The 23,163-nt window shown below is 64.3% G+C and carries 24 protein-coding genes; 11 read left to right on the top strand and 13 right to left on the bottom strand.

From position 1 onward, the window contains the following. Positions 1-240: 240 nt before the first annotated feature. Positions 241-981: a peptidoglycan editing factor PgeF gene (pgeF, locus tag V3314_RS07000; RefSeq protein ID WP_046617025.1), complete on the bottom strand. Its 741-nt coding sequence runs from the start codon at positions 979-981 to the stop codon at positions 241-243. After that, positions 978-1,940, bottom strand: coding sequence for a 23S rRNA pseudouridine(1911/1915/1917) synthase RluD (gene rluD / locus V3314_RS06995; RefSeq protein WP_046617027.1), 963 nt, complete (start codon positions 1,938-1,940; stop codon positions 978-980). Before rluD ends, pgeF begins: the two co-directional genes overlap by 4 nt. A gap of 147 nt (positions 1,941-2,087) precedes the next feature. On the opposite strand from rluD, the gene V3314_RS06990 reads away from it, so the two are divergent. From V3314_RS06990 to V3314_RS06945, 10 genes are all read left to right on the top strand, one after another. Further along, positions 2,088-3,107, top strand: coding sequence for an outer membrane protein assembly factor BamD (locus V3314_RS06990; protein ID WP_015268855.1), 1,020 nt, complete (start codon positions 2,088-2,090; stop codon positions 3,105-3,107). Between the two features lie 94 nt (positions 3,108-3,201). Continuing rightward, the gene (locus V3314_RS06985; protein WP_046617024.1) at positions 3,202-3,432 is read left to right on the top strand and encodes a PP0621 family protein; all 231 of its coding nucleotides are present in this window, start codon (positions 3,202-3,204) and stop codon (positions 3,430-3,432) included. A gap of 242 nt (positions 3,433-3,674) precedes the next feature. Next, positions 3,675-4,439: an FCD domain-containing protein gene (locus V3314_RS06980; protein WP_338460057.1), complete on the top strand. Its 765-nt coding sequence runs from the start codon at positions 3,675-3,677 to the stop codon at positions 4,437-4,439. Between the two features lie 90 nt (positions 4,440-4,529). Then, positions 4,530-5,732 carry an ABC transporter substrate-binding protein gene (locus V3314_RS06975; protein WP_046617022.1) on the top strand — a complete coding sequence of 401 codons (1,203 nt, stop codon included), beginning with the start codon at positions 4,530-4,532 and terminating at the stop codon, positions 5,730-5,732. A 65-nt stretch (positions 5,733-5,797) separates the two neighbouring features. After that, positions 5,798-6,658 (top strand): branched-chain amino acid ABC transporter permease, encoded by an 861-nt coding sequence (locus tag V3314_RS06970; protein ID WP_338460056.1) that lies wholly within the window; start codon positions 5,798-5,800, stop codon positions 6,656-6,658. Between the two features lies 1 nt (position 6,659). After that, positions 6,660-7,679 (top strand): branched-chain amino acid ABC transporter permease, encoded by a 1,020-nt coding sequence (locus V3314_RS06965; RefSeq protein ID WP_338460055.1) that lies wholly within the window; start codon positions 6,660-6,662, stop codon positions 7,677-7,679. Continuing rightward, on the top strand, positions 7,679-8,431 hold the full coding sequence (locus tag V3314_RS06960) for an ABC transporter ATP-binding protein (protein ID WP_046617020.1): 753 nt from the start codon (positions 7,679-7,681) through the stop codon (positions 8,429-8,431). The genes V3314_RS06965 and V3314_RS06960 overlap by 1 nt, the downstream gene beginning before the upstream one ends. Continuing rightward, positions 8,431-9,126, top strand: a complete 696-nt coding sequence (locus V3314_RS06955) for an ABC transporter ATP-binding protein (protein ID WP_046617019.1) — start codon at positions 8,431-8,433, stop codon at positions 9,124-9,126. Before V3314_RS06960 ends, V3314_RS06955 begins: the two co-directional genes overlap by 1 nt. A gap of 140 nt (positions 9,127-9,266) precedes the next feature. After that, complete coding sequence (locus tag V3314_RS06950; protein WP_338460054.1) at positions 9,267-10,544, top strand: Zn-dependent hydrolase; 1,278 nt, start codon at positions 9,267-9,269, stop codon at positions 10,542-10,544. A 1-nt stretch (position 10,545) separates the two neighbouring features. Then, positions 10,546-11,955, top strand: a complete 1,410-nt coding sequence (locus V3314_RS06945) for an amidase (protein ID WP_338460053.1) — start codon at positions 10,546-10,548, stop codon at positions 11,953-11,955. Positions 11,956-12,069: 114 nt separating this feature from the next. On the opposite strand, the gene thiO is transcribed toward V3314_RS06945, so the two are convergent. The 5 genes from thiO to V3314_RS06920 are packed head-to-tail and all read right to left on the bottom strand — an operon-like array spanning position 12,070 to position 14,897. Then, positions 12,070-13,167, bottom strand: a complete 1,098-nt coding sequence (thiO, locus tag V3314_RS06940; protein WP_046617016.1) for a glycine oxidase ThiO — start codon at positions 13,165-13,167, stop codon at positions 12,070-12,072. Positions 13,168-13,221: 54 nt separating this feature from the next. Further along, the gene (locus tag V3314_RS06935; protein WP_046617015.1) at positions 13,222-13,611 is read right to left on the bottom strand and encodes a type IV pilin protein; all 390 of its coding nucleotides are present in this window, start codon (positions 13,609-13,611) and stop codon (positions 13,222-13,224) included. A 1-nt stretch (position 13,612) separates the two neighbouring features. Next, positions 13,613-14,077 (bottom strand): hypothetical protein, encoded by a 465-nt coding sequence (locus tag V3314_RS06930; protein ID WP_046617014.1) that lies wholly within the window; start codon positions 14,075-14,077, stop codon positions 13,613-13,615. After that, positions 14,074-14,718: a prepilin-type N-terminal cleavage/methylation domain-containing protein gene (locus V3314_RS06925; RefSeq protein WP_046617013.1), complete on the bottom strand. Its 645-nt coding sequence runs from the start codon at positions 14,716-14,718 to the stop codon at positions 14,074-14,076. The genes V3314_RS06930 and V3314_RS06925 overlap by 4 nt, the downstream gene beginning before the upstream one ends. Beyond that, positions 14,715-14,897 carry a prepilin-type N-terminal cleavage/methylation domain-containing protein gene (locus tag V3314_RS06920; RefSeq protein WP_046617012.1) on the bottom strand — a complete coding sequence of 61 codons (183 nt, stop codon included), beginning with the start codon at positions 14,895-14,897 and terminating at the stop codon, positions 14,715-14,717. The genes V3314_RS06925 and V3314_RS06920 overlap by 4 nt, the downstream gene beginning before the upstream one ends. A 109-nt stretch (positions 14,898-15,006) precedes the next feature. On the opposite strand from V3314_RS06920, the gene V3314_RS06915 reads away from it, so the two are divergent. After that, positions 15,007-15,522 (top strand): GspH/FimT family pseudopilin, encoded by a 516-nt coding sequence (locus V3314_RS06915; protein ID WP_046617011.1) that lies wholly within the window; start codon positions 15,007-15,009, stop codon positions 15,520-15,522. Between the two features lie 133 nt (positions 15,523-15,655). Here the strand turns inward: V3314_RS06915 and ispH are convergent, their stop codons facing one another. From ispH to murJ, 6 genes are all read right to left on the bottom strand, one after another. Continuing rightward, positions 15,656-16,603, bottom strand: a complete 948-nt coding sequence (ispH, locus tag V3314_RS06910; RefSeq protein ID WP_013970753.1) for a 4-hydroxy-3-methylbut-2-enyl diphosphate reductase — start codon at positions 16,601-16,603, stop codon at positions 15,656-15,658. Between the two features lie 14 nt (positions 16,604-16,617). After that, entirely contained in the window at positions 16,618-17,055 is a 438-nt protein-coding gene (fkpB, locus tag V3314_RS06905; RefSeq protein WP_046617010.1) for an FKBP-type peptidyl-prolyl cis-trans isomerase, read from the bottom strand. Continuing rightward, on the bottom strand, positions 17,048-17,563 hold the full coding sequence (lspA, locus tag V3314_RS06900; protein WP_025337596.1) for a signal peptidase II: 516 nt from the start codon (positions 17,561-17,563) through the stop codon (positions 17,048-17,050). The genes fkpB and lspA overlap by 8 nt, the downstream gene beginning before the upstream one ends. Continuing rightward, a complete protein-coding gene (ileS, locus tag V3314_RS06895; RefSeq protein WP_046617009.1) occupies positions 17,556-20,387 on the bottom strand; it encodes an isoleucine--tRNA ligase in 2,832 nt (943 codons plus the stop codon). Before ileS ends, lspA begins: the two co-directional genes overlap by 8 nt. Further along, entirely contained in the window at positions 20,384-21,334 is a 951-nt protein-coding gene (gene ribF / locus V3314_RS06890; protein ID WP_046617008.1) for a bifunctional riboflavin kinase/FAD synthetase, read from the bottom strand. The genes ileS and ribF overlap by 4 nt, the downstream gene beginning before the upstream one ends. A 118-nt stretch (positions 21,335-21,452) precedes the next feature. Beyond that, complete coding sequence (gene murJ, locus V3314_RS06885) at positions 21,453-22,991, bottom strand: murein biosynthesis integral membrane protein MurJ (protein WP_046617007.1); 1,539 nt, start codon at positions 22,989-22,991, stop codon at positions 21,453-21,455. Positions 22,992-23,163 lie beyond the last annotated feature (172 nt).

Raw genomic sequence — 23,163 nt, 5'->3', positions numbered from 1 at the left:
CCTTTAAAGGGCAGGTCGGAGCGATGGACAGCGCCTGTTTGTGAAGAAACCTGCCTGAGATGACCTTATAGATAAGGCTGATTCTGGAAGATTCAAGCGTAGCGGGGTTGACCGGGGTCAACCTGTTGGATTAGTGCTGGGCCATTCGCGGGCATGCCCGCTCCCACAGGGAATCCGCAACCTTTTAAACCTGTGGTGTACCTGTGGGAGCGGGCGTGCCCGCGAAGAGGCCAGTGCAGGCTAGCGCGGCTCCAGCCACACCAGGGAAGCAAAACGCCCACCCTGCGGGGTACGGCGATAGGAGAAGAACCGCTCATCGCTGACTGTGCACAAGCCACCGCCGTAAACAGCAGTCACCCCACGCGCCGCCAAACGGATACGCGCCAGCTCATAGATGTCGGCCATCAACTTGCCCGGCCGGGCACCATCGACAAAGGCCCTGGCCGCTTCCGGGTGCACCGCCGTGAAGGCATCGCGCACCTCAAGCCCCACTTCGAACGCCTGCGGGCCAATGGCCGGCCCCAACCACACCAGCACCTCTTCGGGCGGCAGTGCCAGGCGATCCAGGGTGGCCTCCAGCACACCACCGGCAAGCCCGCGCCAGCCAGCATGCGCCGCGGCCACACGGGTACCGGCCCGGTCGCAGAACAGCGCAGGCAGGCAATCGGCAGTCATAACGGTGCAGGCAATACCAGGCTGGTCGGTCCAGCTGGCGTCGGCCTCGGCCACCACGGCCGGGTCAGCATCCGCCACTACCAGCCCATGCACCTGCTTGAGCCAGGCCGGCTGGATGGCGAATTCGTCGCTCAGGCGCCGACGATTCTCAGCCACCGCGGCAGGGTCGTCCCCTACATGGTCGCCAAGGTTGAAGGTTTCATAGGGCGGCAGGCTGATGCCGCCCTGACGGGTGGTGACACAGGCGCGCACCGAGGCCGGGGCCGGCCAGTCGGGGAGCAGCAGCGACTGCGTCAGGCCACTCATCCGACAAAGCTCTCGCGGTCCTGGTTCAGCAGCGACAGCAACCAGACGAAGTCATCCGGCAGCGGCGATTCCCACTTCATGACTTCACCGGTAATCGGGTGGGCCAATGCCAGGAAGCGCGCATGCAGTGCCTGGCGCGGGAAGGTTTTCACCGCCTCGACCATGGTCGGGCTGGCTGCCGGCGGAATGCGGAAGCGCCCGCCGTAGGTCTGGTCGCCGACCAGCGGGAAGCCAACGTGAGCCATGTGCACGCGAATCTGGTGGGTACGGCCGGTTTCCAGCTTGACCCGCACATGGGTGTGCGAGCGGAAGCGCTTGAGCACACGGTAGTGGCTGACTGCCGGCTTTCCGCCGTCGGTGACCGCCATGCGCTGGCGCATGCCGCCGTGGCGCCCGATCGGGGCGTCGATCTTGCCGCCGGCGGTGACCACGCCAATCACGATGCACTCGTAGATGCGGCTGACCTTGCGCGCCTGCATCTGCTCGACCAGCCGGGTCTGCGCCTGCAAGGTCTTGGCCACCACCATCAGGCCGGTGGTGTCCTTGTCCAGGCGGTGGACGATACCGGCGCGTGGTACGTTGACGATGTCAGGCACGTGGTGCAGCAGTGCATTGAGCAAAGTCCCGCTGGCATGCCCGGCGGCCGGGTGCACAACCAGCCCGGCAGGCTTGTTGATCACCATGATATGGTCGTCTTCGTAGACGATATCCAGCTCGATATCTTCGGCGACCCACTCGCCCTGGGCCTCTTGCTCGGCCTCCAGGACAAGTTGCGAGCCACCATGGACGAGGTCTCGAGGGCGCACCACGGCGCCATCGACCGTCAGGCGGCCTTCTTTGATCCACGAAGTCAGCCGGGAACGCGAGTACTCGGCGAACAATTGGGCGGCGACCTGGTCGAGGCGTTGACCGCCCAGTTCGGACGGCACCTCTGCGCTAAGTTGAATGATCTCGGACATGCTCGATTCGGCGGGCGCACAGCCTTTGGTTTCGGCTGCGAGCTTGTGGTTAAATACGACTTCTTTTGTCCCGGGGTTGGCCGGGGCGCTCATCATAACAGGACGGCACCGCCCAAGACAGCGGCCGTCAAAGGGACGCAAGCCGCCATGCAAGTGAAACACCTGCTGCTGATCGCCATCCTCGGGCTCACCGCGGCCTGTTCCTCCAATAAAGAAGTGATTGACGAGAACCTCAGCGAGGCCGAGCTGTACCAGCAGGCACAAGCTGACCTGGACAACTCCAGCTACACCAGCGCCGTGAACAAGCTCAAGGCCCTGGAGTCGCGCTACCCGTTCGGCCGCTATGCCGACCAGGCGCAGCTCGAACTGATCTACGCCAACTACAAGAACTCCGAGCCCGAGGCTGCCAAGTCGGCTGCCGAGCGCTTCATCCGCCTGCACCCGCAGCACCCGAACGTCGACTACGCCTACTACCTCAAGGGCCTGACCTCGTTCGACCAGGACCGTGGCCTGGTGGCGCGCTTCCTGCCGCTGGACATGACCAAGCGTGACCCGGGCGCTGCCCGCGACTCGTACAACGAGTTCGCCCAGCTGACCAGCCGCTTCCCCAACAGCCGCTACGCGCCAGACGCCAAGCAGCGCATGATCTATCTGCGCAACCTGCTGGCCTCGTACGAAATCCATGTGGCCGACTACTACCTGAGCCGCCAGGCCTATGTAGCCGCTGCCAACCGTGGCCGCTACGTGGTGGAGAACTTCCAGGAAACCCCATCGGTCGGCGACGGCCTGGCAGTGATGGTCGAGGCGTACCAGAAGATGCACCTGGACGAACTGGCCGCCACCAGCCTGGAAACCCTCAAGCTCAACTACCCGGACCACCCGAGCCTGGTAGATGGCGAGTTCCAGCCAAAGCAGACCGAGTCTGATGGCCGCGGCTGGCTGTCCAAGGCGACCCTGGGCCTGATCGAAACCGACACCCCGCTGCCGCCGGGCGAAACCCGCGCCAACCAGGACGTGGTCAAGCAGTTCCAGGACGCACGTGACGAGATGCCACGTGAGTTGCTGCCGACTGACGAGAACGGCGACCCGATCGTGCCGGAAGGGCCGAAGGAAGCCGAGAAGGACCGCTCCTGGTTCAGCTACATGACCTTTGGTCTGTTCGACTGATACGCAGCGGTACATGAAAGGGAGGCCCAAGGCCTCCCTTTTTTATTGGCCGCGTCCTAGACTGTCGGCTTCTTCAACCGACAAGCTGGACACCATGGTTCGCCTACTTTTCTGGATCGCCCTGATCGCCGCCGCGTTCTGGCTGTGGCGCAAGTTCAAAGCCAGCCAACAGTCGCACCCCGAGGCCAAGCTGGACGCGCCGCTGAAGATGGTGCGCTGCGCCCATTGCGGCGTGCACCTGCCCAATGACCGGGCGCTGCAGCAGGGCAACGAGTGGTATTGCAGCCAGGCGCACCTGCAGCAAGGCCCAGGCCGCCAGAACTGAACCTGAATCACCTGAACCCCTTCGCGGGCACGCCCGCTCCCACAGGAACCCTGCAGGCCTTGAGCCTTTTGCAGTACCTGTGGGAGCGGGCGTGCCCGCGAAGAGGCCAGTGAATCCAACACCACTTATCCCTCCCCGACCCTTTCGCACCATTTGCGACCCCACCCCCGCCGCCAGCATTGACCCACCCCGGCAAAACTCGCTAAATCCTATTTATCCGCATAAATATGAAAAATAGCGAAATGCTCAAACCCAAACTCAAACGCCAGAAGCTGTCCGATGTGATCGTCGAATCGGTAAAACGCTCGATCGTCACCGAAGCGCTGCACCCCGGCGACCGCCTGCCCACCGAGCGTGAGCTGATGGAGCATTTCGAGTGCTCCAAGGGTACCGCCCGCGAAGCGCTCAAGGCCTTGGAGGTGGAAGGCCTGGTCAGCACCCGCACCGGCCCGAGCGGCGGCGCCTACCTGAATGAAGTGGGGACCGAACCTGCCAGCCGCGCGCTGCGCAACTACCTGCATTTCCAGCACCTGGACGGCGAACAGGTCTACCAGCTGCGCAAGGTCATCGAAGTTGAGCTGGCGGTATCGGTAATGGGCAAGCTGAGCGAAGCCGACTACACCGCGCTGCAGGCCAACATCGATTTCTGCAGCGCCCCGGAAGACAGCGAGGAAGGCCAGCGCGAACAGCGCCTGGCGGAGCTGGAATTCCACACCCTGCTGGCCGACCGCTGCCCCAACCCGTTGCTGCGTTTCATGGCGGTGTTCCTCAACGACCTGCTGCGCGACCTGGTGGTGCTGAAAAAGGCCTACCTGCCCAAACGCCAGCAGTTCGCCGCTGCCAACATCGCCTACCACAAGCAATTGCTCATCGCCCTGCGCGCCAGCGACGAGCCCGCCGTACGCCGGCTGATGCACGAACACATGTGCGACGCCGAACACCACATGACCGCGCTGGAAGGCGAGGTTGCCCGCAACTTCCTGCTGGAGTTCGAACACAACCACTGATCCGCCTGGAAAGAGGCCTGCACACAGGCCCGGCCGTACCCGCTTTGTCATTGCCACTCCTGCCTAATAACCACAACCAAGGAGTTACTCATGCAAAGACGTACCCTGCTCAAGGCAGGCCTTGCCCTGGGTGCCTTAGGGAGCCTCCCCCTGGGGGCGCACCGGGCATTCGCCGACCAACCATTGACCTTCTATGGGCTCAAGTCCATGTCTGGGGCCTTCGCCAGCTACGGCAAGTACGCCGACATGGGTTCGCGCCTGGCCATCGCCGAGTACCCGCAACTGCTCGGCCACCCGCTCAAGTACAAGGTCATCGACACCGAAGGCAACGCCGGCAAGGCAGTGCGCAAGGTGCAGGAAGCCATCGGCCAGGATGGCGCCCGCTTCTTCCAGGGCTGCACGCTGTCGTCCTCGGCTCTGGCGGTGTCGAAGGAAATCCACAAGGCCGGCGGCGTGTTCATGACCCCGGTCGGCGCCGACGAAATCACCGGCAAGGACTGCAATGCCTCGACCTTCCGCTGGTCGGTGCCCACCTACGGCGCCATCCGCGAAACACTGGTGCCGATGATCCGACAGCTGCCACAGGCCAGGCGCTGGTACACCATCACCCCGCAATACGTGTTCGGCGATGCCCTGCTGGACAACGCCCGCAAGGTGTTCGCCGAGCTCGGCGTGGAACACATCGGCAACAGCTACCACTCGCTGCAGGAGCAGGAGTTTTCCGGCTACCTGACCAACGCCATCGCCGCCAGGCCTGACGTGCTGGTGCTGCTCAACTTCGGCAGCCAGGCGTCCAACGCCCTGCGCCAGGCAGTGAACTTCGGCATCAAGGAGCGCATGAAAGTGCTGATTGTGTGGTCCGCCGGCCTCGACCAGTTCCAGGAGCTGGGCAGCGACGTGCTCGAAGGCGTGTACCTGGGCGCGCAGTATTGGCACCAGGTCGATACACCACTGAACAAGCAGCTGGTCGCAGCCACCCGCAAGGCCTATGGCATCAACCCCAACTACCCGCTGGCAGCCGACTACATTGGCACCAAGGTCATGCTCGAAGCCATCATCAAGGCCGGCAGCCTGGATGGCGCCGCCGTGTCCGCGGCGTTGCAGGGCATGCGCTTTCAGGGCCCTACCGGCGAAGAACTGATCCGCCCGGGCGACCACCAGGTGCTCAAGGATTACTACCTGCTGCGCGGCAAGCCCCAGGGGCAGATGCGCGACGAGGACGACCTGGCCGAAGTCATCAGCTCGGGCCGCTCGTTCGTCGAAGTCGACCACACCGGTTGCGCCCTGGCCTGAAGCCGCGGCGTCAGTCACAAACACTCGTACAGGCAGCCGCACCGCGCGCTGTCGAGGGCACGCTCATGCTCGATTTGTACCTGTTCCAACTGCTCAACGGCCTGGGCCTGGGGATGATCTACTTCCTCATCGCCGGGGGCCTGACGATCATTTTCGGCCTGCTCAACTTCGTCAATTTCGCCCACGGCGCGTTCTTCTTGCTGGGCGCATACCTGTGCTACACCGCCGTGGCCATTACCGGCAACTTCTGGCTGGCCCTGCTGATCGCACCACTGGTGGTGGCGGCGCTGGCCTGGGCGGTCGAGCGCCTGTTGATCAAGCGCATCTACCACCTGCCGCACACCTTCCAGATCCTCGTCACCCTCGGTATCGCTCTGATCATCCAGGAAGCCTCGGTACTGATCTGGGGCCCGGTGGGCAAGAACATCGCCGTGCCACCGGAATTGCGCGGGGTGCTGATCGTCGGTGACTTCATCTACCCCTACTACCGGCTGTTCCTGATCGGTTTCGCCGCGCTGATCGGCCTTGGCCTGTGGCTGCTGCTGGAGCGCACCCGCTTCGGCGCCCTGGTGCGGGCCGGCAGCGAAAGCACCGAAACCGTGTCGCTGCTGGGCACCAACATCTTCCGCCTGTTCTCCCTGACCTTCGCCCTGGGCGTGGGCCTGGCCGGCGTGGCGGGCGTGCTGTTCGCACCGCTGCGTGGCGCCCAGCCCTTCGTCGGCCCGGAAATCCTCGGCATCGCCTTCGTGGTGGTGGTGATCGGCGGCATGGGCTCGTTCGGCGGTGCCCTGATCGGCGGCCTGCTGGTGGGTGTGGTGCAAAGCATGATGACCAGCCTCTGGCCGCAAGGCGCCAGCCTGATGATCTACGGCGCCATGGCCGCATTGATCCTGGTCCGTCCCTATGGCCTGTTCGGGAGAGCCTGAGATGAGCGAGAAAAACCCTTTGCCGGTCGCCAAGGGCCGCGCCCCGGCCCTGCTGTTGCTGGTGGTCGCCAGCCTGGTGGCACTGCCGCTGCTGCTGCCATCGGCCACCCTGGCCACCGAGATCCTGATCTTTGCGCTGGCGGCGCTGGCCTGCAACCTGCTGCTCGGCTACACCGGCCTGCTGTCGTTCGGCCAGGGCATCTTCTTTGGCGTAGGCGCCTATGGCGCGGCGCTGCTGATGATCCACCTGCAGTGGGGCATGTTCGCCGCGCTGCTTGGCGCAGCCGTGTTCGGTGCCTTCCTGGCGCTGCTGGTAGGCGCCCTGGCGATCCGCCGCACGGGTATCTACTTCGTCATGCTGACCCTGGCCTTCAGCCAGATGGCCTATTTTCTGGCCTACACCCTCAGCGGCTGGACCGGCGGTGACAACGGCCTGCTCGATGTGCCCCGGCCCAACATCGAAATCGCCAGCCATGTGCTGGTCGACCTGGCCGACCCACGGCACTTCTATGTGTTCGTCGCGGTACTGTTCCTGCTGATCTTTGCCGGCGCCCTGCGGGTGATCCGCTCGCCATTCGGCAGCACCCTGCTGGCCATCCGCGAAAACGAGACCCGCGCTGCAGCAATCGGCTACGACACCCGCCACTTCAAGATACTGGTGTTCATGCTGTCGGGCGCCATTACCGGTATCGCCGGGGCGCTGTACGCCATGCTGCTGCACTTTGCGCCGCTGTCGAACATCGACCTGATGATGAGCGAGAACATCCTGATCATGACCATCGTCGGCGGCACGGGCTCGCTGTTCGGTTCGCTGCTGGGGGCCGGCGCCATCGTGCTGCTGGGCGATGTGCTGTCGGAGCTGTGGCCGCGCTGGCTGATGCTGCTGGGGGTGATCCTGATCCTGGTGGTGGTGTTCATGCGTGGCGGCCTGTGGGGCGGCCTGGCCGAACTGGGCAAGCGCCTGCTGGCTAACCGCAATGCCAATGACAAACCCCAGGCCAAGACCAAGGAGACCCTGTGATGAGCGACTACCTCCTGGAAACCCGCCAGCTGGAACTGGCCTACGGGCCTTTCAAGGCAGTTGCGGGCGTCGACCTAAAGGTTCGCGCCGGCTCCATCCACACCATCATCGGCCCCAACGGCGCCGGCAAGACCAGCCTGTTCCACTGCCTGACCGGCGAGCGCCAGGCCACCGCGGGCAAGATACTGTTCAACGGCCAGGACATCATCCGCAAGCCTTCCCACGGGCGCGTGGCGCTGGGCATGGCCCGTTCGTTCCAGCTCACCAGCCTGTTCCAGAACCTGTCGGTACGCGAGAACCTGCGCCTGGCCGCCCAGGGCCGCGATGGCCTGGGTGCGCTGAACTTCTGGCGCAGCGTCGAGCACAAGCGCAGCCACTGGGACACCGCCGACCAAGTGCTGGAGCGCCTGAAGCTCACCGCCCGCGCCGAGACCCTGGCCGGCGAGCTGTCGCACGGCCAGCAACGGGTGCTGGAGGTGGGCATGTCGATCTGCGCCAAACCCACCCTGCTGATGCTCGACGAACCCACTTCGGGCATGGGCATCGATGACATCCCGGTGATGACCGACTTGATCAGCGACCTCGGCCGCGACCACACCGTGCTGCTGATCGAGCACAACATGAGCATCGTCATGTCGATCAGCCAGCGCATCACGGTGATGAGCCACGGCCAGATCCTGGTCGAGGGTACCCCTGAACAGGTGCGCAACGACGAGCGTGTCCGCACCGCCTACCTTGGAGAGGCCGCCTGATGCTCAACGTCGATTCGATCCATTCCTACTACGACAAGAGCCATGTGCTCGAAGGCGTCTCGCTCAAAGTGGAAGCTGGCGAACTGGTGACCCTGCTGGGGCGCAACGGCGCCGGCAAGACCACTACCCTGCGCAGCATCCTCGGCATCGTCCGCCCACGGCAGGGGCAGATCAGCTTCGACGGCCAGCAGTTGGTCGGCCGCGAAATCTTCGATATCGCCCGGCTTGGCATTGCCCTGGTGCCGGAGCACCGCGGCATCTTTCGCCAGCTCAGCGTGGAGGAGAACCTGAGGATTGCCGTTCGCAAGGACAGCCGCTGGCAGCTGGAAGACGTGTACAGCATGTTCCCGCGGCTGAAGGAACGGCGACGCAACGGCGGTTTCGCCCTGTCCGGCGGCGAGCAGCAGATGCTGGCCATCGCCCGCGCCCTGCTCAACGGGCCCAAGCTGCTGATCCTCGACGAGCCCACCGAAGGCCTGGCCCCGGTGATCGTCGACGAACTGGTGAGGATTCTGCGGCGGATCAAGGACGAAGGCCTGTCGATCCTGCTGGTGGAGCAGAACCTGATGGTCTGCGATGCCCTCGCCGACCGCCACTACGTGCTGGAGCAGGGCCGCGTCGCCTACCAGGGCAGTGCGGCGCAGTTCCGCGAGGACCCGAGCATCAAGAACCGTTACCTGGCCCTGAGTGCCTGATACAGGCCTCGTTTACCTGTACTGGCCTCTTCGCGGGTAAACCCGCTCCCACACCTGAAGGCAGTGATGTCCCTGTGGGAGCGGGTTCGCCCGCGAAAAGGCCAGTACAAGCAACCCAGTCATTTCAGGAGAGATGAACCATGAACACCCGCATCGTTCCCTCGCAGCACCTGCTCGGCCAGGGCCCGCTGGTCAACCGCGAACGCCTCTGGCAATCGCTGATGGACCTGGCACAGCTCGGCGCCACCGCCAAGGGTGGAGTATGCCGCCTGGCCCTGACCGACCTCGACCGCCAGGCCCGCGACCTGTTCGTGCGCTGGTGCGAAGACGCCGGCTGCACGGTCAGCATCGACGCCATCGGCAACATCTTCGCCCGCCGCCCGGGGCGCAACCCGGCCCTGCCGCCAGTCATGACCGGCAGCCACATCGACACCCAACCCACCGGTGGCAAGTTCGACGGTTGCTACGGGGTGATGGCCGGCCTCGAGGTGCTGCGCACCCTGAACGACCTGGACCTGACCACCGAGGCCCCGCTGGAAGTGGTGGTATGGACCAACGAGGAAGGCTCGCGTTTCCCGCCGTGCATGATGGGCTCGGGGGTGTTCGCCGGTAAGTTCGGCCTGCAGGAGACCTTGGCCAAGGTCGACGACCAAGGCCTGTCGGTAGGCGCGGAGCTCCAGCGCATCGGTTACGCAGGCCCACGCGTGCCCACCGGGCATGCGGTCGGTGCCTACTTCGAGGCGCATATCGAACAAGGTCCGGTGCTGGAAGACCAGCGCACCACCATTGGCGTGGTCCAAGGCTGCCTGGGACAGAAATGGTTCGACCTGGTACTGACCGGCGTCGAGGCCCATGCCGGCCCCACCCCGATGCACCTGCGCAAGGATGCCCTCGTCGGCGCCGCCGAGGTGGTGGCTGCGGTCAACCGCGTGGCCCATGCCCACCAGCCGCATGCCTGCGGCACCGTCGGCTGTCTGAACCTGCACCCGGGCTCGCGCAATGTCATCCCCGGCCGGGTGCAGATGACCATCGACCTGCGCCACCTCGACCCCGAGCACCTCGCCACCATGGTCAGCGAAGTACGCGCGGCCATTGAAACCAGCACGACAAGGCACGGGTTGAGTTACGAGCTGACGCCAACCGCCGACTTCCCGCCGCTGTATTTCGCCGAGCAGTGCGTGGACGCCGTGCGCCAAGGCGCGCGGGAGCTGGGCCTGAGCCACATGGATATCGTCAGCGGCGCCGGCCACGACGCGATCTTCCTCGCCGAACTGGGCCCGGCCGGGATGATCTTCGTGCCCTGCGAGGGCGGCATCAGCCACAACGAAATCGAAAATGCCGCGCCACAGGACCTGGCCGATGGCTGCGACGTGCTGCTGCGCGCCATGTTCCAGGCCGCCACCCAGGGAGCCCATTGAGATGACCCAGAAAACCGCGATTGGCGAGTTCACCGCCGTCGAACTGCTCGAATTGTACCAGCGCCGCCAACTGTCACCGGTCGAGGTGATCGACGATGTGTTGGCGCGCATCGACCTGCACAACCCGGCAGTCAACGCCTATTGCCATGTCGACGGCGAAGGTGCCCGCGTCGCCGCCCGCGCCAGCGAACAGCGCTGGCAGCGTGGCGAGCCCTGCGGCCGGCTGGATGGCGTACCCGCCTCGATCAAGGACCTTACCCTGACCCGTGGCATGCCCACACGCAAGGGCTCGCGCACCACCTCGGGCGCCGGCCCGTGGGAAGTCGATGCGCCCTTCACGGCCTTCATGCGCGAAGCCGGCGCCGTGTTGGTGGGCAAGACCACCACGCCGGAGTTCGGTTGGAAGGGGGTGACCGACAACCCGCTGTACGGCATCACCCGCAACCCGTGGGATACCCGGCTGACCGCCGGCGGCTCGTCTGGTGGCGCCGCGGCGGCAGCCGCGCTGAACCTGGGCGTGCTGCACCAGGGCAGCGATGCCGGCGGCTCTATTCGAATCCCTTGCGCCTTTACCGGCACCTTCGGCATCAAGCCGACCTTCGGCTACGTACCGCAATGGCCGGCCAGTGCCATGACCGTGCTGTCGCACCTGGGGCCGATGACGCGCACCGTCGACGATTCGGTACTGGTGCTCGACTGTGTAGCCCGCCCCGATGCGCGTGACGGGTTGGCCGGCGCCCCCAGGCAGGCGCCGTGGCTGGGCCAGGAACAGGACCTGAGCGGCCTGCGCATCGCCTACAGTGCCAACTTCGGTTACGTGCAGGTCGACCCGCAGGTCCAGGCACTGGTGGCCCAGGCCGTGCAGCGCCTGGCACGGCTGGGCGCACAGGTTGAGGAAGTCGACCCAGGGTTCGGTGACCCGCTGGAGACGTTCAATACCCTGTGGTTTGCCGGGGCGGCGCGGTTGGCCGGTGCGTTCAGCGATGAACAGCGAGCGCTGCTTGACCCAGGGCTGCGCCGGATTGCCGAACAGGGAGCGCGAATCAGCCTTGGCGAATACACCCAGGCCCTGGAGGCACGGGCAGATTTGATCGCAAAAATGAATGCCTTCCACCAGCGTCATGACGTACTGGTATCGCCGATGCTACCGCTGGTGGCATTCGAGGCCGGGCACAATGTGCCGCCTGGGTCGAGGATGACGCAGTGGATGGAATGGACGCCGTTCAGCTATCCCTTCAACCTGACTCAGCAGCCGGCGGCTTCGGTGCCGTGCGGGTTCACCCGCGAGGGGTTGCCGGTGGGGCTGCAGGTGGTGGCCGGGCGCTTTGCCGATGAGCAGGTGCTGCGGGTGTGCAAGGTCTATGAGCAGCATTACCCTAGCCGGCACTTGCAGGCACCGATTACCGGCTGAAATGTCTACTTGCCTCTCCGGCCCTTTCGCGGGTAAACCCGCTCCCACAGGGATCGCACAGTTTTCGAAACCTGTGATGTACCTGTGGGAGCGGGTTTACCCGCGAAGAGGCCCTCAGTTCAATCGCCCGGCTGGCGCATACGGCGCCGGGTCAATGATCGGCTCTGCCCCGGTCAACAGGTCGGTAAACAGCTGACACGAAGCCGGCGCCAGCACCAGCCCGTTGCGGTAATGCCCGCAGTTCAACCACAACCCCGCATGCCCCGGCACCGGCCCGATATACGGAATACCTTCCGGCGACCCCGGCCGCAGCCCGGCCCAGTGCGCCACCACCGTGGCCCCCTCGAGCTCAGGCAACAACTCCACCGCCGAGGCCCTCAGGCTCTCCAACGCCTCCTCGGTCGGGGTCTTGTCATACCCGGCATACTCAAGCGTGCTACCTACCAGAATATGCCCATCCCGCCGAGGGATCGCATACCGCCCCTTGGCCAGCACCATGCTCGGCAGGAAGTCTTCGGCACATTTGAACAAAATCATCTGGCCCTTCACCGGCTCCACTGGCAGCTCCAGGCCGAGCGTACGCAGCAGGTCGCCACTCCAGGCGCCAGCACTGAGCACCACCTCATCCGCCGCAAGCACGCCGTCTGCCGTCTGCACACCGGTCACGCGGCCGCCTTGCTCGGCGAAACCGGTAATCTGGCAGTGCTCTCGCAAGGTCACGTTGGGCAACGCCAGCAACGCAGCCTTGAGCGACTTCACCAGGCGCGGGTTGCGCACGTTGGCCACGCCGGCCATGTAGATGGCACGCTTGAAGCCCGGGCCCAGCACCGGCACCGCGTCATAGGCCGCCGAGATATCCACGGCACTCAGCGGCCGCTGCTCACGCTCGGCCCAGGCCAGCGCTTCGGCTTCGTCGTCCAGGTCGAGCCAGTACAAGCCGGTGGTGTGCACCTCGGGATCAACGCCTGTGCTGGCGAACAAACGCTCGCCCAGCTGTGGATAAAAGTCTTGCGACCAGTGTGCCAAGGCGGTCACGGCCGGGCTGTAGCGCCACGGGTACAGCGGCGAGACGATGCCACCGCCGGCCCAGGACGACTCGCGGCCGACTTCCCCCTGATCACACACCACCACCTGCCCGACCTTCGCCGCCAGGTTGAATGCCGTCAGCAGGCCAATCACCCCGCCACCGACCACCACTACTTGCTTGCTCATCTGTCGATCCAACACCTGAAGTAAATCCGCGATGCGCCGGGCATCATTCAATCTTCAGCTTCCCCAGCAGTGCACACTGTCTTCGACGGCACCCGGATTGCGCTGCACGCCGGCCTGGTCGAGCTGGAAATCGCCACAGCGGTCCTGCGCCATCAGCCCGCTCGGCAGCCGCCGGGCGCGCAGCGTGAAGGTGTCGCTGTCGCGCTGGGCCTGCAGGCTGTAATAGCGGGTACCGCCAGGCAAGGCAGGGTCGCCCTCGGCGTATTGGCCAGTGCGTACGCGGTGGCGCTCCAGGCGCAGGGCGGCGTCATGCAGCAGGCCAACCACTTCGCTGCGCGCGGCTCGCCGTAGCTGGTCGCTGTAACTGGGGTAGGCAATGGCTGCCAGAATGCCGGTCACGGCCAGCACAATCAACAGCTCGATCAGGCTCAAGCCTTGCTGCATGTCAGTCTCCTCGCAATCTCTGGCGCCAGGCAATGCGCCGGGTCGTGTCCTCGCCCATGGCATAGACCGCTTCCAGCACATGCCGTGACTGGGTTTGCAGGCTTACGGCGGTGACGCGATACAGGGTGACCTGCTGCCCTTCCGGCATATGCGCGGCGTATTCGCTGGTACCCAGATTCTGCAAATGGAAGTAGCCGGTTGGTGTGCGCTGCCACTGCCCCTTCAGGTCATGCGGTCGAGTTGGTGGTGGGCACGCTTCACAAGGGTCGGGGGGAGCCCGTTCGAGCTCCCCAGCCCCTGCCAGCAACGTGGCCTCGGCCTGCTCCAGCGCCAGCAGGCCTTCGCTCAGATAGCCGGTCATCCGCGTTTGCGCCAGCGCATCGCGCAGGGCGGATGCCGCAAGCAGCCCCAGCAGCAGGCTCAGGACCAAGGCCAACAACAGGACAATGCCACGCTGACGACTCATGAGGCCGGCACCGGGTTGCGGATTGCGACGCTCAGTTCATGGTGCTGTTCGAGTTCGAGCGTGGGTTCGTAAAGCGTCAGGGCAATATCCACCCCCTCACCTTGTGCCATTTGCACACGCTGCAAACGCATTGACCGCACATTTTCAACCAGCGGCTGGAAATTGCTGTCGTTGCGTTTGAATCTCAGCGTATTGCCCTTGAGTTGGTAGACATATCTGCTGATGGGGTAAACCTGTGGGTAGCCCTCCTTCAACTCATCGTCCACAGACACTTTGCTAGTACAGTCCGTGTGCAGGAACCACTGCGGCCCCCCGGCTTGCCCAGGTAACTCCGCAACGACCAGGCTGAGGGTGGTTGCTTCGACCTCCATAGGCCGGGCGAATGCGTGCTTTGCGCTCGAACTGCCGAAGTGCTTTGGCTGCAGTCGCAAGCAGCCGAACATCCCGGTCATGCGGATATCCTGGGCCATTCGCAGCAATGCCAGGCGAGCCTCATCCTGCATGCGCACTGCCGTGCTTTGCAGCCGCCAGGTATGGTGGGCCGAGGTAAATAGCTGGCTGGCCGCCGCCAACAGCAGCAACCCGATGGTCAGCGCCAGCATCAGCTCAAGCAAGCCGAAACCACGTTGGGCGCGGCTCATGGTCGCGCCCTTTCATGCTCACTGTGCGCCGCCATTGCCGCCTGCCCATCGCGGCGCGCGTCCTCCGCAGCCTGCAATGCCTGCAGTTGCAGGCCTGCCGCTGCGAACATGCCCACGGCCACCACACCCACCGCCAACAACACTTCCAGAAGCGTCATGCCTCGTTGTCTTGCGTGCATCCCTGCACCTCCTGCGACTTTTCCTGCAATTGCATTGAACCCGGGCGACTGGACCGCCAGTCCAACGACCGTGAAGCTACAGCCAAGCACTTCCAGGGAGGAATGCACGGTGAAGCAACGAGGTGTAACACTGATTCAAATGTTGTCGGCCCTGGGCGTGGCCGTATTGCTGACACAGCTTGGCATGCCGGCCTACGCCAGATTGAGCGACGACCTACACAGGGCGGCAGCCGCACGAGACCTGGCGCAGGCGCTGCGCAGTGCGCGCAGCCATGCCATGTTGCAAAACCAGCCGGTGCTGGTGCAGGCATTGGACGGTAATTGGGGAAATGGTTGGCGGGTGATGCTGGAGCATAACCAGCAGGTGCTGCGTGAGCAGCGCCTTTCACGGCCACTGAAGATCACGAGCAACCGCGGCGAGCAACTGAAATTCAGTGCGCAGGGGGTTCCGCTTGGGGCAACCGGTAATTGGTTAGCTTCAACGATGGAGATTTGCGAGCGCTTGACCGCAACTAGCCAGTATCAAGTGGTGATGGCATCGACTGGCAGGGTCAACGTACAGATGGGAGAGCCAAAAAAATCCCGATGCAAAGACACCACTAGCAGATCAGCGCGGTCAACGTAGGAGCGGCCTTGTGTCGCGAACGGGCCGCAAAGCGGCCCCGGCAATATCAGCTCTAACGCTGAAATCCTGGGGCTGCTTTGCAGCCTGCTCGCGACACAAGGCCGCTCCTACAGTGGGATCGCGCAAACTGCGGTCAGATCAGCGACCGAACCCGCAGCTCCTTGGGCATGGAGAAGGTGATGTTCTCTTCCCGCCCATCCAGCTCTTCAGCACCGGTAGCGCCCCAGGCCTTGAGCTGCTCGATCACGCCACGCACCAGAACCTCAGGGGCCGACGCACCGGCAGTGATGCCGACCCGCGCCGTCTGGTCGAACCAGCCACGCTGCAGGTCCTCGGCACCGTCGATCAGGTAGGCCGGGGTGCCCATGCGCTCGGCCAGCTCGCGCAGGCGGTTGGAGTTGGAGCTGTTCGGGCTGCCGACCACCAGTACCACGTCGCACTCGTCCGCCAGTTGCTTGACTGCGTCCTGGCGGTTCTGGGTGGCGTAGCAGATGTCGTCCTTGCGCGGGCCGCCAATGTTCGGGAAGCGCGCACGCAGGGCGTCGATGACGCGGCTGGTGTCGTCCATCGACAGCGTGGTCTGAGTGACGAACGCCAGGTGGTCCGGGTCCTTCACCTGCAGGTTGGCAACATCCTCCTCGTCTTCGACGAGGTAGATGGCGCCACCGTTGCTGGCGTCGTACTGGCCCATGGTACCTTCGACTTCCGGGTGCCCTTCGTGGCCGATGAGGATGCACTCACGGCCGTCGCGGCTGTACTTGGCCACTTCGATGTGCACCTTGGTCACCAGCGGGCAGGTGGCATCGAACACTTTCAGGCCACGGCCAGCAGCTTCCTGGCGCACGGCCTGGGAAACCCCGTGGGCACTGAAGATGACGATGACATCGTCCGGTACCTGGTCCAGCTCTTCGACGAAGATGGCACCGCGGTTGCGCAGGTCTTCCACCACGAACTTGTTGTGCACCACTTCGTGACGTACATAGATCGGCGGGCCGAAGACTTCCAGCGCGCGGTTGACGATCTCGATCGCCCGGTCGACCCCCGCGCAGAAGCCGCGAGGGTTGGCGAGTTTGATTTGCATGCTCGGCTCCAGGCTTACAGGGCCTTCACCTCGAGGATCTCCACCTCGAAGGTCAGGGTCTTGCCAGCCAATGGGTGATTGAAGTCGATTGTCACCTGGTCTTCATCGAACGCTTTGACCACACCCGGCAGCTCGGTGTTGGCGGCGTCGTTGAAGATGATCAACAGCCCTTCGGACAACTCCATGCCCTCGAACTGGGACCGCGGCATGACTTGTACGTTCTGCGGGTTGGGCTGGCCGAAGGCGTTTTCCGGGGCCACCACCACGGTACGCTTGTCACCGCCCTTGAAGCCGAACAGGGCGTTCTCGAAACCTGGCAACAGGTTGCCATCGCCAACCTTGAAGGTGGCCGGGGCCTTGTCGAACGTGCTGTCGACGGTGTCGCCGTTTTCCAGGTGCAGCGCGAAGTGCAGGGTGACTTCGGTGTTCTGGCCGATACGGGTGTCAGTCATGGACCGGATCCTCGGACTTCTTGCTCTTGAACATATCCAGCGCCAGCATCACCGCACCAACGGTGATGGCGCTGTCGGCCAGGTTGAAGGCCGGGAAGTAATGGCGGTTCTGCCAGTGCACCAGGATGAAGTCGACCACATGGCCGAGCACGACGCGGTCGTACAGGTTGCCGATCGCGCCACCCAGCACCAGCGCCAGCGCCACGGCCAGCCAGGTCTCGTTGCGCCCCAGGCGCTTGAGCCACACCACCAGCACGGCACTGACCACCACGGCGATCAGGGCGAACAGCCAGCGCTGCCAGCCGGAGCTTTCCGCCAGGAAGCTGAACGCCGCGCCGGTGTTGTAGGCCAGGGTCCAGCTGAAGTAGTCAGGGATGACTACAACCTGCTGGTACATGGTCAGGGCATTGTTGAAATACAGCTTGGTGGCCTGGTCGAGGACCAGTACCACCAGGCTCAGCCAAAGCCATGCAAGGCGCCCGAAGCGCCCCGCTGCAGGGTTAGGCATAGTGACGCACCTCGCCCGAGCCGCTCAGGTTGTCGACGCAACGTCCGCAGATTTCCGGGTGCTCCGGGTGGCTGCCGACGTCTGCGCGGAAGTGCCAGCAACGGCCGCACTTGGCGTGGCCGGACTTGACGACCTGCAGCTTGAGGCCTTCGACTTCGGTGGCCACTGCTTCGGCCGGCGCCTGCGCGAACGGCACCACGCTGGCGGCCGAGGTGATCAGCACGAAGCGCAGTTCATCGCCCAGCTTGCCCAGGTCGGCGCTCAGGCCTTCGTCGGCGTACAGGGTGACTTCGGCCTGCAGGTTGCCACCGATGACCTTGGCGGTACGCTGGTTTTCCAGCTCCTTGTTGACCGATGCCTTGACGGCCATCACGCGGTCCCAGTAGGCGCGGTCCAGTTCGGTGCCTTCCGGCAGCTCGCTCAGGCCTTGGTACCAGCCGTTGAGCATTACCGACTCGTTGCGCTCGCCTGGCAGGTACTGCCAGATTTCGTCGGCGGTGAACGCCAGGATCGGCGCGATCCAGCGCACCAGCGCCTCGCTGATGTGGTACAGCGCGGTCTGGCACGAACGGCGGGCGACGCTGTTGGCGCCGGTGGTGTACTGGCGGTCCTTGATGATGTCGAGGTAGAAGCCGCCCAGTTCCTGTACGCAGAAGTTGTGCACCTTGGAGTAGACGTTCCAGAAACGGTACTCGCTGTAGTGCTCTTCCAGCTCGCGTTGCAGCAGCAGGGTGCGGTCTACGGCCCAGCGGTCCAGCGCCAGCATGTCTTCCGGGGCCAGCAGGTCGCGGGCCGGGTCGAAGCCGGACAGGTTGGACAGCAGGAAGCGTGCGGTATTGCGGATACGGCGGTAGGCGTCGGCGCTGCGCTGCAGGATCTGCTCGGAAACGGCCATTTCACCGGAATAGTCGGTAGCGGCAACCCACAGGCGCAGAATATCTGCACCCAGGGTGTTGTTGACCTTCTCCGGCTCGATGGTGTTGCCCAGCGACTTGGACATCTTGCGGCCGTTCTCGTCGACGGTGAAGCCGTGGGTCAGCAGCTCGCGGTACGGCGCGTGGCCGTCGATGGCGCAACCGGTCAGCAAGGACGAGTGGAACCAGCCGCGGTGCTGGTCGGAACCTTCCAGGTACAGGTCGGCACGCGGGCCGGTGGCGTGGCCGATGTCGTGCGAACCACGCAGCACGTGCCAGTGGGTGGTACCCGAGTCGAACCACACGTCCAGGGTGTCGGTGATCTTGTCGTACTGCTCGGCTTCAGCGCCCAGAAGTTCGGCGGCGTCCAGCTTGAACCAAGCCTCGATGCCTTCCTGTTCGACACGCTTGGCCACCGCCTCCATCAGCTCGACGGTGCGCGGGTGCAGCTCGCCGGTCTGCTTGTGCAGGAAGAACGGGATCGGTACACCCCAGTTGCGCTGACGCGAGATGCACCAGTCCGGGCGGTTGGCGATCATCGAATGCAGGCGCGCCTGACCCCAGGCCGGGACGAACTTGGTGTCCTCGATGGCTTTCAGTGCTCGCTCACGCAGCGGCTCGCCGGTGGTCGGCTGCTTGTCCATACCCACGAACCACTGCGCGGTGGCGCGGTAGATCAGTGGGGTCTTGTGGCGCCAGCAGTGCATGTAGCTGTGGCTGATGGTTTCGGTGTGCATAAGCGCACCGACTTCGCTCAGTTTCTCGACGATGGCCGGGTTGGCCTTCCAGATGAACTGGCCGCCGAAGAATGGCAGCGAGTCGATGTACACGCCGTTGCTCTGCACCGGGGTAAGGATGTCGTCGTTGACCATGCCGTAGCGCTTGCAGGTAACGAAGTCGTCTTCACCGTAGGCTGGCGAGGAGTGCACCACGCCGGTACCGGCACCCAGTTCGACATAGTCAGCCAGGTAGACTGGCGACAGGCGGTCGTAGAACGGGTGGCGGAAGTTGATCAGTTCCAGTGCCGAACCCTGGGCGGTAGCGATGACCGAGCCTTCCAGGCTGTAGCGCTTGAGGCACGACTCGACCAGTTCTTCGGCCAGAACCAGCAGGCGCTCGCCGGTGTCGACCAGGGCGTACTTGAACTCCGGATGGATGTTCAGCGCCTGGTTGGCCGGGATGGTCCACGGGGTGGTGGTCCAGATCACGATGGCGGCCGGCTTGGCCAGCGACGCAAGGCCGAAGGCAGCAGCCAGCTTGGCCTCGTCGGCTACCGGGAAGGCAACGTCGATGGTCTGCGATTTCTTGTCGGCGTACTCGACTTCCGCCTCGGCCAGGGCCGAGCCGCAATCGAAGCACCAGTTCACCGGTTTCAGGCCCTTGAACACGAAGCCTTGCTTGACCATCTCGGCCAGGGCGCGGATTTCGCCGGCCTCGTTGGCAAAGTTCATGGTCTTGTACGGGTTGTCCCAGTCACCCAGCACGCCCAGGCGGATGAACTCGGTCTTCTGCCCTTCGATCTGCTCGGCGGCGTACTCGCGGCACAGCTCGCGTGTACGGTCGGCGGACAGGTGCTTGCCGTGAGTGACCTCGACCTTGTGCTCGATCGGCAGGCCATGGCAGTCCCAGCCCGGTACATACGGCGCATCGAAGCCGGCCAGGGTCTTGGAACGGACGATCATGTCCTTGAGGATCTTGTTCAGCGCATGACCGATGTGAATCTTGCCGTTGGCATAGGGCGGGCCGTCGTGCAGGACGAACTTTGGACGATCCTTGCCAATTTCGCGCAGCTTCTGGTACAGGCCAATGCTGTCCCAGCGCTGCAGGATCTGCGGTTCGCGCTGAGGCAGGCCGGCCTTCATGGGGAAGGCGGTGTCCGGAAGGTTAAGCGTGGCTTTGTAGTCGGTCATTTCAGGCTCTTCGTTAGCGGTTGAGCGTGCCAATGTGCACGTGCGGCGGCGATATCCGCATCGATCGCCGACTTCAGCGCCTCCAGGGAGGCGAATCGCTGCTCTTCACGCAGCTTGTGGTGGAACTCCACCGTCAGGCGCCGGCCGTAAAGATCGCCGGCATAGTCCAGCAGATGAATCTCAAGGTGCGGGCGCCCGTCACCGGCAACGGTGGGGCGCACGCCGATGTTGCCGACACCCGGCCAAGCCTTGCCGTCGATTTCGATGCTGGCCAGGTAGACCCCGGACAGCGGCACGCGGCGGCGCTTGAGTTGGATGTTGGCGGTAGGTGTGCCGAGCTGGCGGGCCAGCTTCTGGCCATGCAGCACGCGGCCGGTGATGCGGTATGGGCGGCCCAACAGGTGCTCGGCCAGCTCGAAGTTGCCTTCGGACAGGGCATTGCGCACTTCGGTGCTGCTGACCCGCAGGCCGTCCTGGATCACAGTGTTGGCAGCCTCGACGGTGAAGCCGTACTGCTCGCCGGCCTCGACCAGAAAGGCGAAGTCGCCGGCGCGGTCGCAGCCGAAGCGGAAGTCATCGCCCACTTCGAGGTGACGCACACCCAGGCCGTCGACCAGGATGGCCTTGACGAAGGCATCTGCACTGAGCTTGCTCAGGCGCTGATTGAATGCCAGGCACAGCACCCGGTCGATACCCTCGGCCGCCAGCAGCTCGATCTTGTCGCGCAGGCGCGCCAGGCGGGCCGGCGCGGTATCGGGGGCGAAGTACTCGCGTGGTTGCGGTTCGAAGATCACCACGCAGGTCGGCAGGCCCAAGGCCTGGCCGCGCTCGCGCAGGCGCGCCAGGATCGCCTGGTGGCCGCGGTGAACCCCGTCGAAGTTGCCAATGGTGGCGACACAGCCCCGGTGCTCGGGGCGCAGGTTGTGAAGACCTCGAACCAGCTGCATAACGCGCTTCTTGCTCATAAAGTGGCCGATTATAACCACACCCGGGCGCCGGTGACAGGCAGCAGCGCCCAAGGGCGGCGTGGAATGCGAAAAACCGACGCCTGACCCGCCCGATGCCTTAGTGCAAAGCCTTGCGGGCGAAATGCCGAGGCCGGAAGCCGCACAGGTACAGGCAGCCGAAATAGGTCACGACGCCCGCAAGTACCAGAACCCCAAGGCGCAACAGGCGCTCGAGCATGTTGCCCTGTTCCCAGGCCGGCAGGTAATGCATGCCGGCCAGCAACACCGCCGACATCAGCCCCACCGCCAGCACAAGCTTGAGCAGGAACATCGCCCAGCCTGGCTGCGGCTGGAACAGCTGCTGGCTGCGCAGCTTCCAGAACAGCAGGCCGGCGTTCAGGCAGGCCCCCAGGCTGATCGCCAAGGCCAGGCCGGCATGCGCAAGCGGGCCGATCAGGGCCAGGTTGAACAGTTGGGTGCAGACCAGGGTGAATACCGCGATCTTCACTGGTGTACGGATATTCTGCTGTGCATAGAAGCCGGGTGCCAGTACCTTGACCAGAATGATCGCCAGCAAGCCCACGGAGTAGGCAATCAGCGCTTTCTGGGTCATGGCTGCGTCGACGGCAGTGAACTTGCCGTACTGGAACAGCGCCACCGTCAGTGGCTCGGCGAGGATGGCCAGGGCCAGGGTGCAGGGCAGCACCAGCAGGAAGCACAGGCGCAGGCCCCAGTCGAGGATACGCGAGTACTCCTCGCGGTCCTTGTTGGCGTAGGTCTTGGCCAGGGTAGGCAGCAGAATGGTGCCCAGGGCCACGCCCAGCACGCCGGAAGGCAGCTCCATGAGGCGGTCGGCGTAGTACATCCACGACACCGAACCGGCCACCAGGAAGGAGGCGAAGATGGTGTTGATGATCAGCGAGATCTGGCTCACCGACACCCCGAGGATCGCCGGCAGCATCTGCTTGAGCACCCGCCACACACCGGCATCACGCAAGTTCAGGCGTGGCAGGACGAGCATGCCGATCTTCTTCAGCGCTGGCAGCTGGTACAGCAACTGCGCAAGGCCGCCCGCCAGCACGCCCCACGCCAAGGCCATGATCGGCGGGTCGAAATACGGCGTGAGCAGCACGGCGAAGGCGATCATCGCCACGTTCAGCAGGGTCGGGGTAAAGGCCGGCACCGAGAAACGGTTCCAGGTATTGAGGATCGCTCCGGCCAGGGACGACAGCGAGATCAGCAATATATAAGGAAAAGTCACGCGCAACAGGGCGGTGGTCAGCTCGTATTTCTCGGCGCTGTCGACAAAACCTGGTGCGGTCGCCCACACCACCCACGGCGCCGCCAGGATGCCGATGGCGGTCACCAGCGCCAGAACCAGGGTCAGCAGGCCGCTGACATAGGCGACGAAGGTGCGGGTCGCCTCCTCGCCTTGCTGGGTCTTGTATTCGGCCAGGATTGGCACGAAGGCCTGGGAAAACGCGCCCTCGGCGAAGATGCGCCGCAGCAGGTTGGGCAGCTTGAAGGCGATGAAGAAGGCATCGGTGGCGATGCCGGCACCGAAAACACGCGCCAGGATGGTGTCGCGGACAAAGCCCAGCACCCGCGAAATCATGGTGATCGAGCTTACCGCAGCCAGGGATTTGAGCAGGTTCATCGAAAAGATTCACGCCAAGGGCAGAGGACGCTGCCAGACAGCGTCCGAATGTGCGATACTCCCGCGCCTTCGCAGGGGAGCCAAAAATTCCCGAGTTTACAGGTCGCGCAGCAGAAAGGAATATTTCCCTCTTGTTGGCGCACCGCTCGGCGGAACCTTGCAGGTGGCCTTG

It is taken from the genome of Pseudomonas sp. TE3-3-F2023 (genome assembly GCF_036784815.1).
Taxonomy (GTDB): Bacteria; Pseudomonadota; Gammaproteobacteria; order Pseudomonadales; family Pseudomonadaceae; genus Aquipseudomonas; species Aquipseudomonas pudica.
Note: the sequence above shows the minus strand (reverse complement) of the source record. Positions and strands in the feature narration are given on the sequence as shown.

Coding starts and splice junctions, on each gene's coding strand:
- pgeF (WP_046617025.1), bottom strand. CDS start 981: ATGAGTGGCCTGACGCAGTCGCTGCTGCTCCCCGACTGGCCGGCCCCG.
- rluD (WP_046617027.1), bottom strand. CDS start 1,940: ATGTCCGAGATCATTCAACTTAGCGCAGAGGTGCCGTCCGAACTGGGC.
- V3314_RS06990 (WP_015268855.1), top strand. CDS start 2,088: ATGCAAGTGAAACACCTGCTGCTGATCGCCATCCTCGGGCTCACCGCG.
- V3314_RS06985 (WP_046617024.1), top strand. CDS start 3,202: ATGGTTCGCCTACTTTTCTGGATCGCCCTGATCGCCGCCGCGTTCTGG.
- V3314_RS06980 (WP_338460057.1), top strand. CDS start 3,675: ATGCTCAAACCCAAACTCAAACGCCAGAAGCTGTCCGATGTGATCGTC.
- V3314_RS06975 (WP_046617022.1), top strand. CDS start 4,530: ATGCAAAGACGTACCCTGCTCAAGGCAGGCCTTGCCCTGGGTGCCTTA.
- V3314_RS06970 (WP_338460056.1), top strand. CDS start 5,798: ATGCTCGATTTGTACCTGTTCCAACTGCTCAACGGCCTGGGCCTGGGG.
- V3314_RS06965 (WP_338460055.1), top strand. CDS start 6,660: ATGAGCGAGAAAAACCCTTTGCCGGTCGCCAAGGGCCGCGCCCCGGCC.
- V3314_RS06960 (WP_046617020.1), top strand. CDS start 7,679: ATGAGCGACTACCTCCTGGAAACCCGCCAGCTGGAACTGGCCTACGGG.
- V3314_RS06955 (WP_046617019.1), top strand. CDS start 8,431: ATGCTCAACGTCGATTCGATCCATTCCTACTACGACAAGAGCCATGTG.
- V3314_RS06950 (WP_338460054.1), top strand. CDS start 9,267: ATGAACACCCGCATCGTTCCCTCGCAGCACCTGCTCGGCCAGGGCCCG.
- V3314_RS06945 (WP_338460053.1), top strand. CDS start 10,546: ATGACCCAGAAAACCGCGATTGGCGAGTTCACCGCCGTCGAACTGCTC.
- thiO (WP_046617016.1), bottom strand. CDS start 13,167: ATGAGCAAGCAAGTAGTGGTGGTCGGTGGCGGGGTGATTGGCCTGCTG.
- V3314_RS06935 (WP_046617015.1), bottom strand. CDS start 13,611: ATGCAGCAAGGCTTGAGCCTGATCGAGCTGTTGATTGTGCTGGCCGTG.
- V3314_RS06930 (WP_046617014.1), bottom strand. CDS start 14,077: ATGAGTCGTCAGCGTGGCATTGTCCTGTTGTTGGCCTTGGTCCTGAGC.
- V3314_RS06925 (WP_046617013.1), bottom strand. CDS start 14,718: ATGAGCCGCGCCCAACGTGGTTTCGGCTTGCTTGAGCTGATGCTGGCG.
- V3314_RS06920 (WP_046617012.1), bottom strand. CDS start 14,897: ATGCACGCAAGACAACGAGGCATGACGCTTCTGGAAGTGTTGTTGGCG.
- ispH (WP_013970753.1), bottom strand. CDS start 16,603: ATGCAAATCAAACTCGCCAACCCTCGCGGCTTCTGCGCGGGGGTCGAC.
- fkpB (WP_046617010.1), bottom strand. CDS start 17,055: ATGACTGACACCCGTATCGGCCAGAACACCGAAGTCACCCTGCACTTC.
- lspA (WP_025337596.1), bottom strand. CDS start 17,563: ATGCCTAACCCTGCAGCGGGGCGCTTCGGGCGCCTTGCATGGCTTTGG.
- ileS (WP_046617009.1), bottom strand. CDS start 20,387: ATGACCGACTACAAAGCCACGCTTAACCTTCCGGACACCGCCTTCCCC.
- ribF (WP_046617008.1), bottom strand. CDS start 21,334: ATGCAGCTGGTTCGAGGTCTTCACAACCTGCGCCCCGAGCACCGGGGC.
- murJ (WP_046617007.1), bottom strand. CDS start 22,991: ATGAACCTGCTCAAATCCCTGGCTGCGGTAAGCTCGATCACCATGATT.